Raw genomic sequence first — 12,078 nt, 5'->3', positions numbered from 1 at the left:
TCGATTTTTGGAAGCAATTATCCTTAATTATTGCTATTTTTTTATAATTTTTGTTTTATATAGTAATAAAATCGTTTTCAGTAGGATCAATTTGTCAAACCGGGGCATTTTTTTGAAAAAATCCTATAATACTTTGACTTTAGAAGTAAAACAAAAAGCCCCATTTAATAGGGGCTTTTCTGATAATTATCTGATTTTTTCCAACATGCTTTCAATGTGTTGGATGGATTTTTCGCGTCCAAGTAAGTAGATGGTATCTGGCAATTCAGGACCATGCATTTCACCTGAAACGGCGATACGGATTGGCATAAAGAGATTCTTCCCTTTGATCCCAGTTTCTTTTTGAACTGCTTTGATTTGTGGGAAGATATTTTCTGCCACAAACTCATCGTCTGACATGGCTTCGAGTTTCGCTTTAAAGGCTTTAAGTACAGTTGGCACGGTTTCACCAGCCATGACTTCTTTCTCAGCTTCAGTTAATTCTGGGAAGTCTGAGAAGAAGAGGTCTGTCAATGGAACGATTTCGTCCACCGACTTCATTTGTGGTTTGTAGAGTTCCACTAATTTTTCAGCCTTGTCTGTCAAACGACCTGCTTCTTCAAGGAATGGTTTAGCCATTTCAAAGATGGTCACAAGATCCGCATTCTTGATATACTCATTGCTCATCCAGTCCATTTTCTTTTGGTCGAAGGCCGCTGGAGACTTGCTGAGGCGATGTTCATCAAAGAGCTTAATGAGTTCTTCGCGAGAGAAGATTTCGTCTTCCCCACCAGGGTTCCAACCCAGAAGAGCGATAAAGTTAAAGACTGCTTCCGGAAGGTAACCCTTCTTACGATAGTCTTCGATGAACTGAAGGGTGTTGGTGTCCCGTTTAGACAACTTCTTACCAGTTTCAGAGTTGATGATAAGAGTCATGTGACCGAACTCTGGTGCTTCCCATCCAAGCGCTTCATAGACCATGAGCTGTTTTGGTGTGTTAGCAATATGGTCATCTCCACGAATAACATGAGAGATTTGCATATCGTGGTCATCGATGACAACAGCAAAGTTGTAAGTTGGGTAGCCATCTTTCTTCTGGATAACCCAATCCCCACCGATATTGCCACCTTCAAACTCGATATCGCCTTTGACCATATCATGCCACTTGTAGATACCAGACTCATTCACTGCCAAACGAACCGTTGGAATCACACCTGCTGCTTCACGTTCTGCGATATAAGCTTCTTTTTCTTCTTCGCTCATGCCAAGGTATTCGTTGATGTAGCGAGGTGTTTCCCCAGCTGCTTCTTGACGTTCACGTTCCGCTGCCAACTCTTCTTCAGTGACGTAAGATTTGTAGGCTTTACCTTCAGCCAAGAGTTGGTCAATGTATTTTTGATAGAGTTCCAAACGTTCAGACTGGCGGTAGTTTTCATGCGTCTCTGGGCTTTCATCCCAGTCCATGCCCAACCAACGAAGGTTTTCAAGCTGTGAACGTTCGCCGTCTTCGACGTGGCGCTTACGGTCTGTATCCTCGATACGGATGATAAAGGTTCCACCATGGTGACGCGCATACAAGTAGTTAAACAATGCTGTACGAGCATTTCCGATGTGTAGTAGCCCTGTTGGACTTGGTGCATAACGCACACGAATATCTTTTGCCATATTTCTCTCCTCTTATCTTGTTCGCTATTTCTAGCTCATTTTTCAATCGTTCCTATTATACCACAAAGAAAGCAGGACTGAAATGAATAAGTGACCTTTCTAGCCTTTCTTGCTATATATATGAAAAAAGCCAGAACAAATGCTCTGACTGATATCCAATCTATTGGTATCTTATTTTAACCGTTCTTCTAATTCAAAGTCAATTGGCAGGGTTTGTAAAAAGTGCTCCAACTCACGTTCCCAGTAGAACCATTCGTGCTTACCTGGGCTGTGGGTATAGGTGACATCCAAACCTAACTTTTCTAGTTCCTTGACTTCAAAATTATTGGCCTCATAAAGGAAATCCTGCTCCCCACACCAGATCCAGAGTTTGGTCTTCTTATCTGAAAACTTCTTGGCAGCAGTCTCTAGCGAATAGGGACTAGTCGTCCAATCCTCAATCTCTCCAAAGATCCCCTTCCAAAAAGCCGGTTGCTCCAAGTCATTGTTTTCAAAGTCTCTATCGTGAAAACTAAGTGCTCCAGAAAAACTAGCCGCATGAGAGAAACGATTTGTCTTGAGGGCCAAGAGCATCGATCCATAGCCGCCCATGGATAAGCCAGCAATAAAGGTTTTCGCCCGTTTCTTAGTCATATTCGGGAAGAAGCGAGAAAGAGTCTCTGGCAATTCTTTCGCAATGGCCGTGTAGTAGTTGTAGCCATACTGGGTATCTGTGTAAAAGCCATTATTGGTATTGGGGAGGACCACGATCAGATTGGTATTGCGCAAAATGCGTTCCACATTAGTCCGCTTCAACCAGGAATGGTGGTTGCCATTCATCCCGTGTAAGAGATAAAGGACTGGGATATCCGTATCCGCTGGATCTTCCACGCGCGATGCATCGGGATAAAGGACGGACACGCCCCACTCCATCTTCAAGGCTTCTGAATAATACTCAATCTGCATAACTGCCATTTGATTTCCTCTTTCTACTGTTAAAAACACTCGGCAAGCCTTCGGCCGCCAAGCGTTTCCATTTCTTCTATTATTTTACTTCCATCACGACTGGTAGGATGGCTGGACGGCGTTTGGTTTGTTCAAACAAGAACTTAGACAAGTTGTCGCGTACCAAACCTTTTAACTCACCCCAGTCAAAGCTGTCTTGTGCCAAATAGTCTTCAACTCTTTGGTTGACCAATTCGCAACTTTCACGAAGAATATCCCGACTCTTCTTGACATAGACAAAACCACGGGTGTGCACGCGCGCTTTGGAAATAATTTTCTTCTCTTTGCGATTCACCGTGATCGCCACGATAAAGATCCCGTCTTCTGACAAGACCTTGCGGTCACGAAGGACAATATTGCCCACATCACCAATGGCGTTCCCATCGATCATGACATCTCCTGCTGAGACGCTACCGGCAGGAACGAAGTCACCTTTTTCATACTCCATTACCGTTCCGCGTTTTGGAATAAAGATGTTTTCAGGCAAGATACCGACTTCCATCGCTACTCGCGCATGGGCATCCAATTCGCGGTATTCCCCTTGGATCGGGAAGAGGTATTTAGGACGAAGAAGGTTGATCATCAACTGCAAGTCCCGTGCGTTTCCGTGACCAGACACGCGCAAGCTAGACGTGATCAATTTGACAACTCCACCTGCTTGGTAGACCATGTTTTCTACACGAGCTACCACTGCTTCTTTGGCAATCGATGGCGTTGTAACGATGTAGACCAAGTCTCCATCTTTGATTTCCACATAGCGGTGACGACCAATCGACATCTTGCGCAAGCCGTTGATCGGCTCACCCATCCGGCCTGTTTCCAAAATGATCAATTCATGATCCTCGAAACGGCTCATTTCTTTTGGCTTGATCAAGAGTTTTTCGTTGGCAAGAGACAATTTGTTCAAGCGAATAGCTGTGCGGACGATGTTTTCCACATCAAACCCTGTCAAGACCACTCGACGGCCAGTCTCAGCCGCAGCATCAAAGACCTGCTGGATCCGAGAAAGGTTGCTGGCTACCGCCGCCACGATGACACGACCATCCCAGTCTGCGATCGTATCTAAGATAGCATCGCCTACTTCTTGCTCACTGGCAACTTGAATATTACTATCCGCATTAGCCGAGTCACTCAAGAGAGCGAGCACGCCTTCACGTCCAATCTCAGCTAGACGAGCAAAGTCTGTCGCATAAGACTCGCTAGCAGTTTGGTCAAATTTAAAGTCTCCTGTATAGACGATATTGCCCTCAGGAGTGCCAATCACAATCCCGATACTTTCAGGGATGGAGTGGGTTGTTTGAAAGAAAGAGACGACGGCATCGCCAAAATCAATCTCAGAATTTTGATCAATAACATGGAAGTCGTTGAATTTCTTCACACTGTCATTGCTTTTGACAAAGAGTTTAGCCAACTCAATGGTCAATTCTGTCCCGAATACAGGAACTTTGGCTTCGGCCAAAAGATAAGGCAAGGCCCCAATGGCATCCGCGTGACCATGGGTCAAGAAAACACCCGCAATGCGGTCCTTGTTTTCAAATAGATAATCCATGTTGGGGATAACGACATCCACCCCAAGTTGCTCATTTTCTGGATACTTCAAACCTGCATCCAAGACAAAAATTGAATCGTTCACTTCGGCAACGTAGAGATTTTTCCCATTTTCTCGAACACCGCCAAGAGTGACTAATTTAATACTACTCACTGTTGTCTCCTTTAGTGTGTTTATTTTAATACTTACGGTCCTTGGTCGCCCAAGTCGAATTACAGCTTTGCAAATACTTGCATATCCACTCTATTATACAATTTTTTTCTCTTTTTTTCAAAAAGCTTTCCACAGCAAAAAAGTCCTCTCATCTGAAGTAGATGAGAGGGCTTCTAGGCGCCTATTTTTAGGGGGAAAAGACCCTAAAGATGGTAATCTCCCCGTTTATTTTCAATGATCCGCATGGCTGCCTTGATCACATGAAACTTGCCTAACAATTCCTCTAGGCGCCTACTATTTCGCTCGCTCAATTGGCCGTTCTTGACTGCTTGGGACAGGCGATAAAAATCATCCAAGTCCTCCCCAATGTTTTCAAACAGCTCTTTGGCTTCCTTGAGTCGGTAGCGATTGACTAGGTGGTTCACATCTTTTTTGAAGGAAGCGACATTGTTTTCGTGAATGTCCGTATAGGCTTCCTCTTCTTCCTTAGATTCTTGGTAATTAACCGCCTTAAAGCAAGTGATGAACTCCCGACTTTTGATATTGCAGACAAAGATGACGCCATCACTGGCTACATAGGCTTCTGTGTTGGCGGGTTGAACCACATTACTATCATAAGGAGAGAGGGAGGAGAGGTGTTGGTTGATCCACTTATTCAAGTGCTGATCATCTACGCCAAAGCGCTCAAAAGCTCTTTGCCGAAAATGGTCCCGACAACTATATTCTTGCGCATACGACAATCCCATACTCTCACCTCCTCCTGAGTATTTTATAAAAATGGCCTCCAGTCTTACGGGACTAGAGGCCTGGTCTGCTTCACTGACTTGGTGCAATTAACCTTTTGGCTAACAAAACAATGTTTATGATGTTGATTTCATTTAATAGTATTTGTGTAAAATACCAGAGGTTTTCTTTGCTATCCTAAATCCAAATGATTAGTTTTCGACTGGACGCATCGAAGTTTGAAAACCTTTACAAAAAGCTTCTACCTACTATTTCCACGTTTTCTTATGTCTCCGGACAAACTAAGCAGGTTTGCCCGACCGTCCAACCGATCCGACACACACGACATGACTGCTCTTTTACGATAAGAGCATGAACAGATATCAGCAAAACAGGCCTAAAACGAAGTAACCTAAATTTTAACTCGATAAGGCATTGGTATCAATCCCTTCTTTATCTTTCTAACTATATTATACTCACCTACCTAAGTGATTGCAAGCGATTTCAGCTGAAACTAGTTCCTATTTTTATGCGGTTTTATAGATGATTTAAGGAAAAGAGGCTGGGACAAAAGTCCTAGCCTCTCAATTATTTTTGGATTGTCGAGCAAGACGCAGTGGTTGAGTGGGCTCTACTACGCTGATTTCATCAGCTTTTACAGCCCTACTCAACTGTGCGGAGGTGGGACGACGAAATCGAATTCTAACGAATTACCGATTTCTGTCCCACTCTCTATTTTCACTTTGCATTTTACGGGCTTTGTATCTTATTCTTTCTCAAATAATTGATAATAGTCTGCGATGGTCATTTGGGCTTTTTCTTCTTGATTGAGGTCTTGGACGATGTGTCCGTCTTTCATGACAATCAAGCGATTTCCATATTTCAAAGCATCTTCCATATGGTGAGTGATCATAAGAGCTGTGAGGGCATCTTGTTTCACAAACTCATCCGTCAAGGTCATGAGCGCCTGACTGGTTTTGGGATCCAAGGCAGCAGTGTGTTCGTCTAGAAGCAAGAGTTCTGGACGTTTCAGTGTCGCCATCAACAGACTCAAGGCTTGTCGTTGCCCCCCTGATAGAAACTCAACGGCTGTATCGATATGATTTTCCAAGCCATTGCCAATCTTAGCAAGGACTGTTTGAAACTCTTCTTTATAGCTGGCCAAGTGACGCGGAATCAAGCCACGTTTTTCTCCGCGAAACTTCGCTACCAAGAGGTTTTCCGCAACCGTCATGCGAGGCGCCGTGCCCATTTTAGGATCTTGAAAGACCCGCGATAGGTACTTGGCTCTCTTTTCAGGAGAATAGTTGGTTACATCTTCTCCCAAAATATAAATCTTTCCACTGCTCACTGGAAGCGTCCCAGCAATGGTATTAAAGAGGGTTGATTTCCCAGCTCCATTGCCCCCCAAAATCGTGATAAAATCATGCTCTCGAATTTCCAAGGAAACATCATCCAGAATGACTTTTTCTTCGTTCATCCCATTGCTCACGGCTTTGGTTACATTTTTTAATTCTACAATTGCTGTCATTTACTGAGTTTCGCTCCTTTCATGATTTTTCCCTTAAAGGTTGGAATCATCAGGCAGATAGCCAAGATCAAGGCACTGAAGATTCGAATATAGCTGGTATTGATGCCAAGCGCAATCACGGCCCAAATCAAAAATTGGTAGGCGATCGATCCGATCGCAATACTGAGCAAGCGCTCTGTCAAGGTAACATTTGAAAAGAGCACCTCTCCGATAATAAGGCTGGCAAGCCCAATAACGATGACACCAATCCCACGTGAAGCATCCGCATAACCTTCTTGCTGGGCCATCAGTGCACCAGAAAGAGCAATAATCCCATTTGAAATGACCAAGCCCATCAATTCCATCCGGTCAGTGTTGATCCCAAAGCTCTTGGCCATATCTGGATTGTCCCCTGTCGCAATATAGGCTTGACCCAAGCGTGTGTCCAAGAAGAAGATCAAACCAAGGATCACAAGCGTTACGAAAATCAAGCCAATCAGGATCTCATTGAACCCACTGGCAAAAGGAAGAAATTCCTGAATTTTTTTATAGCCCAGAAGTCCCAAATTAGCCCGCTGCATGACAAATAGAATGACCGAGTTACAAGACGTCATCACAAGGATCCCTGATAAGAGTGTCGGGATTCTCCCTTTTGTGTAGAGAAGACCCGTCGCAAGTCCCGCCAAACACCCTGCACCAATAGCAGCTAGTGTTGCAAGGAGTGGATTGACCCCTTTGGTAATCAAGGTCACCGCCACCGCTCCTCCAAGCGGGAAGGACCCTTCTGTCGTCATATCTGGAAAATCTAGAATTCGGAAGGTCATAAAGATTCCTAACCCTAAAATGGCCCAAATCAAACCTTGTGAAACAATTGAATTAATCATAGTTTCTCCCTTCGATAATAGTAGTTTAATTGTATCACAAATATGGAGGAGAACCTATAGGAAATTGTCATCAATTCCCTTTTCATGCATTATAAAAAAACCAAAAGGTTGTGCCTTCTGGTTTTTAATCGTGATATTTTTTTAAAGGATTAAAAGAAAATCTTAGTCTTCTTTTTTCTTTCGAGTAAGACCAAAGCCTGTTGCGATCACACCAAGTAAGCCAAGGCTCGTAAGAGCTGTTGCTGATTCCCTTTAGTAATAAGGTTTGTACAAGCATTTCTCCTCTATTTACTTTTATCACTAATTTGTACCTTTTTTTAAATGCGAGGAAATTTTGTGTCAAACGTTTTCCGTTTGTTCATTTTTCTGAATCAAAAACCTTTATTTAGTGCGGTTTTCTAATAATTTCATGAAAGTTTACATGCTAGCTTTCATTCTTAAATTGACACTATCTAGTGAAATGTCGTATACTTATTGGCATCGATAGAACAATTTACTTTAAACTGTTCAACGAACTATACAAACAGTATGTGGGAGAAAAAAATGAATCAACAAAAAAATAGTGTCTCTGAAAAAGGGCACGGCTATTTCCGCAAACGCAACAAGGCATTGGTCTCTATGATTACCCTTTTTGGAGCCTTGATGGTAAGCTCTGTTGCCATGGCTGACGAGGTCAACAGCAATCCGACTTCTGAGATTTCAGCAACCGCTCAACCAGTAGCAACCAACACCAGTACTCCTACCACTACTAGTGAGGAAGTTGCTACGACGGAAGCAACTTCTTCTCCATCGGAATCAACACCAACTGTAACTGCCACTCAACCGGTCAGTGCAGCTCCAGCAACTACTTATAATACTCCAAAAATCACCAACGACGTCACCTTTGATAAAGCGACTTATAAAAGTGGGGAAGACGTCCGGATCTCCATCAACAACCCTGAAGTGGTTTCTTCTGATGTCACTGTCTCTCATTTAGATCAGGTCATTTATGAAAAGAAAAACGTTGAAGGTAGCGAGCTGACGATTCCAAGTACGGTCTTTTCACCTAATGCTGGATTTATCGTAGATGTCCTTGGTAAGAAAGCAGATGGCTCCCAAGCCTTTCATAAGGCAGCGGGTCTTGCTGTTGAAGATGACTGGACGATCTACCCACGTTATGGGGTGGTTGCCGGCTCAAAAGACAATCACAACTCCATCACCAATGATCAGGTAGAAGGCTACAAGAATAGTATTGACCAATTGGCCAATATGCACATCAACAACTACTTCTTCTACGACGTTTACAATACACCTGCCAACCCATTCCCAGCAAATGTTGAACGTTTCACTCAAGACTGGGCAACTTTCTTGATTCCAAATAGCGAAACAGATCCTGACAAGCGCAAGTCCTACTTACCTGTCATTGATACAGAAGCAGTCAAAGAGCTGGTGGCTCATGTCCATACGACTGGTGCCAAAGCCATGCTCTATAACATGATTTACGCGGTTTCCCTCGAAGAAGGGGTTCCAAATGAAGTGAAAAGTGCCATTGTTCGCAATCTACAGGACCATTTCAACTTTGGTAAAAAGGGTGATGTCACAGCGACCGATATTCAACAATTTCTCGATCCGGGTGATCCAAATTGGCAAAAATTTATCATTGAAGTCATGACCAAAGCCATGAAAGAAGGCAATTTTGATGGATGGCAAGGGGATACCATGGGCTCTAACTGGGTGGAAAAAGTCAGTGAACCCGGAAAAGGTTTCTCTTTGAGCGAACACTATCCAGAACTAGCCACAGCTGCAACAGAGGCCCTCAAAAAAGAAGGCTATGACTTCATGATCAACGATATCTCTACTGGAGATGCTGATCGACTAGGAAAGACCAATGTCTCTGCACCTTATGCGGAAGTTTGGGGAGATAGCATTGCCTATGACTCTACCTACCAAGCCTTGACGCGTCTCACCGAACGGATGCGTGATTTATACAAGGGGAAATCTCCTATCATCGCAGCCTATACCCATCGTGGTAAAAATGCATCAACCCTCAGCAAAGACAACGAATTGCTGACAGATGCTATCATCGCAGCGAGCGGTGGTTACCATATGACGACTGCAGCCCTCAATACTTCTCAAGATGCTAAAGGTTTTGGGGTGATCCAAGCAGAATGGTATCTCAATCAAAACCTACCAGTCAATGCCGACTTTGCCAATGCAGAATTCAACTACCAAGAATTCATCGTTGCTTATCAAGAACTTCTCCGCGGGCGCGACACCTTGGCGCATGATACTCGTCGGATTGTAGACAATACAAATGTACTGGTCAACGGCAACTTCATCGGATCCAACCTGGATAATGCTGACGGGGTTCAACCTGGAACTGTTTATACCATTACAAAAGAAACCAAGACGGGTGATCGGATTGCTCACTTGATCAATTTGGTCGGCATCACTGAAAACAAATGGAACAGCGCTGTGAATACAACCGAAAAATTGACCAATATTCAAGCTTTTGTTCCACTCGGAAAAATCACAAAAGATCAGGCTGAACACGCCAGCATTTACTGGGCAACACCTGATGCTGTTGAAGGAAAATACAACATCAACCTCCGAGAAACAAGCGCAAATGTTTATTATGACGGAGGAGCTGGCCAATGGATGGCTGCTATCGATGTTCCGAGTCTAGATGTATGGGACATGCTCTATGTCAAACTCAATGAAGCCGCTCATGTTCTTTATCAAGACGAAAACGGAGTTGAGCTCGAACGTTCCAGTGACTTGGTTGGTCATACAGGTGAAAAGATCAACTACTCTACAAAAGAAACCATTGCCAACTATTTGAAGAAAGGCTACGAACTATTAGAGAATGGCTTCGATGCAGACGGACAACCGAACTTTGACCGCGACGCTAACAACACCAATGATGATGGCGTTCAAGAGTTTATTGTCCGCTTGGCACCAAAAATTGTGGAATTTTCTGCAACACAGCCCATACAAGCCGGTCAAGTTGTTCCAGGAGATAGCGAAGGTCGTGTCTATCCAACTCCTCTAGCTCCAGCTGGTCAAACAACGGCTGATCTGAATCATTTATCTGAAACAGTTACCCGTACGGTAACCTATGTAACAGAGGACCAGGATGGATCTAACCGCCAGCCTGCAGGAATAGCTGATCAAACTAACACCCTTCATTTCAGTCGCAAAGGTACCATCAATTTGGTGACAGGCGAGACAAGTCTTGAAGACTGGACAGCTCAAGACGGCACAAGCTTTGCAGCTCTTGAAAATCCCGTCAAAAAAGGCTATGTTGTCGTAGCAGAAGAATCAACTGATGCCATCACTTCTGATCTGACAAAAGCAGGAGAACATACTGGCATTCATGCTGATGCAGCAGACATCACAGATACGGTCATCTATCGCCCAGTCGGGGCTTATAAGATCAGCTATGCTACTGGTAAAGAACCAGCCCATGCTCAAAAAGAGATCCCTTATCTAAATGATCCCACAAATCCAACCGCCATCGCGTCTCCTACTGCTATCCTTCCTTACGTGGAGGGATTAGAGCCAAAAGATGCTCGTGGACAAGTCTTAAACCTTGTGGATCCTATTGACGAAACCAAAGGCTATCTTCTTCCAAGCCCTGAGTCTCCAACAGTTGATACTGCTATTTCCTACACTATCACCAAAGGATCGGTCAGAGTACGATTCCTCACTGAGGGAGGCGATACTGATCTGCAAGAGGCGCAAAACCTCGCTACAGAGGTAGATTTCGGCACCAAGTACACCAGTGAGGCCCCAACAGAAATCACAAAAGATGGTCGTATCTACCATCTAGTTGGACACCGTGCTGATTCTGCTGATCCAAGTGGCACAGTCACTAAGGGAACGAAAACTGTCATCTATGATTACAAGTTAGCTACGGGAACGGTCATCGCGCGATTTGTCATCCAAGATACTAGCACTGAATTGCAACCAGAGCTTGCTGTTGCAACCAATGTGGACAATGGAACCCCTTACGTCGCTATCGCACCAGATGAAATCTCCTACGACGGCCACATCTACGAACGGATCGGTGCAGCTGAACAAACTGGGAAGGTAGAAGTGGGAACAACCATCTTGATCTTTGCCTACAAGGTCAAAGAAATCCCTACTCCACAACCATCCCCAGAAACAGAAAAAGAAGAAGCAGCCAGCCCTCTTCCTTCCGTGACAAAAGAAAATACAACTGACACTCATGAAGAAAAGGGATCACCACTTCTCTCTAACAAAGAAGAGGAGAAACCTCTTGAAACAACAAGCCAAAAAGAGGAACTCCCTGAAGTTGTTCCTAACACCCCTCAAGAAGGAACTCACCTACCTGCAACAGGTGAAGAAACCTCTCAGCTAGCCTTACTTGGACTTGGCCTCTTAGCAGGTTTGGCCAGTCTTATCCCTTACAAAAAGAAACAAGATTAGATCCCAAACACAAAGAAACTTCCTATGGAATTCTGTTCCAAGGAAGTTTTTTTATATTTATACAACTCATTCAGAGTCTAGATCCCTTTTATGAGGGTGACTGACGACAATAAGGGTGTGAAGTACTACCACTCCAAACCCTACTGTATTCCAATTCAAAGTGGATTCATTCCCCTTGTTGCCGGCAGTTTGAAAGATCA

Annotated in this window: 7 protein-coding genes and 1 pseudogene; 1 reads left to right on the top strand and 7 read right to left on the bottom strand. The window is 44.0% G+C overall.

Features of this window, described 5'->3' with window-relative positions; genetic code table 11:
* Positions 1-186 precede the first annotated feature (186 nt).
* The 7 genes and pseudogenes from gltX to ABVF55_RS02180 form a co-directional block, all read right to left on the bottom strand.
* Positions 187-1,644 (bottom strand): glutamate--tRNA ligase, encoded by a 1,458-nt coding sequence (gene gltX / locus ABVF55_RS02210; RefSeq protein WP_445285448.1) that lies wholly within the window; start codon positions 1,642-1,644, stop codon positions 187-189.
* Between the two features lie 171 nt (positions 1,645-1,815).
* Positions 1,816-2,598, bottom strand: coding sequence for an alpha/beta hydrolase (locus tag ABVF55_RS02205; RefSeq protein ID WP_445285447.1), 783 nt, complete (start codon positions 2,596-2,598; stop codon positions 1,816-1,818).
* Positions 2,599-2,668: 70 nt separating this feature from the next.
* Positions 2,669-4,330 carry a ribonuclease J gene (locus ABVF55_RS02200; RefSeq protein ID WP_445285446.1) on the bottom strand — a complete coding sequence of 554 codons (1,662 nt, stop codon included), beginning with the start codon at positions 4,328-4,330 and terminating at the stop codon, positions 2,669-2,671.
* 203 nt (positions 4,331-4,533) lie between these two features.
* Entirely contained in the window at positions 4,534-5,076 is a 543-nt protein-coding gene (locus ABVF55_RS02195) for a hypothetical protein (protein WP_003003091.1), read from the bottom strand.
* A 743-nt stretch (positions 5,077-5,819) separates the two neighbouring features.
* Complete coding sequence (locus ABVF55_RS02190) at positions 5,820-6,584, bottom strand: ABC transporter ATP-binding protein (RefSeq protein ID WP_031575699.1); 765 nt, start codon at positions 6,582-6,584, stop codon at positions 5,820-5,822.
* Positions 6,581-7,447 carry an ABC transporter permease gene (locus tag ABVF55_RS02185; protein WP_003008955.1) on the bottom strand — a complete coding sequence of 289 codons (867 nt, stop codon included), beginning with the start codon at positions 7,445-7,447 and terminating at the stop codon, positions 6,581-6,583. The genes ABVF55_RS02190 and ABVF55_RS02185 overlap by 4 nt, the downstream gene beginning before the upstream one ends.
* Positions 7,448-7,609: 162 nt before the next feature.
* A pseudogene (locus ABVF55_RS02180) lies at positions 7,610-7,660 on the bottom strand (hypothetical protein); the annotation flags it as partial.
* A gap of 330 nt (positions 7,661-7,990) precedes the next feature.
* On the opposite strand from ABVF55_RS02180, the gene ABVF55_RS02175 reads away from it, so the two are divergent.
* Positions 7,991-11,878: a glycoside hydrolase family 66 protein gene (locus tag ABVF55_RS02175; RefSeq protein ID WP_445285445.1), complete on the top strand. Its 3,888-nt coding sequence runs from the start codon at positions 7,991-7,993 to the stop codon at positions 11,876-11,878.
* Positions 11,879-12,078: the final 200 nt, after the last annotated feature.

It is taken from the genome of Streptococcus sp. KHUD_012 (assembly GCF_052588255.1).
Note: the sequence above shows the minus strand (reverse complement) of the source record. Positions and strands in the feature narration are given on the sequence as shown.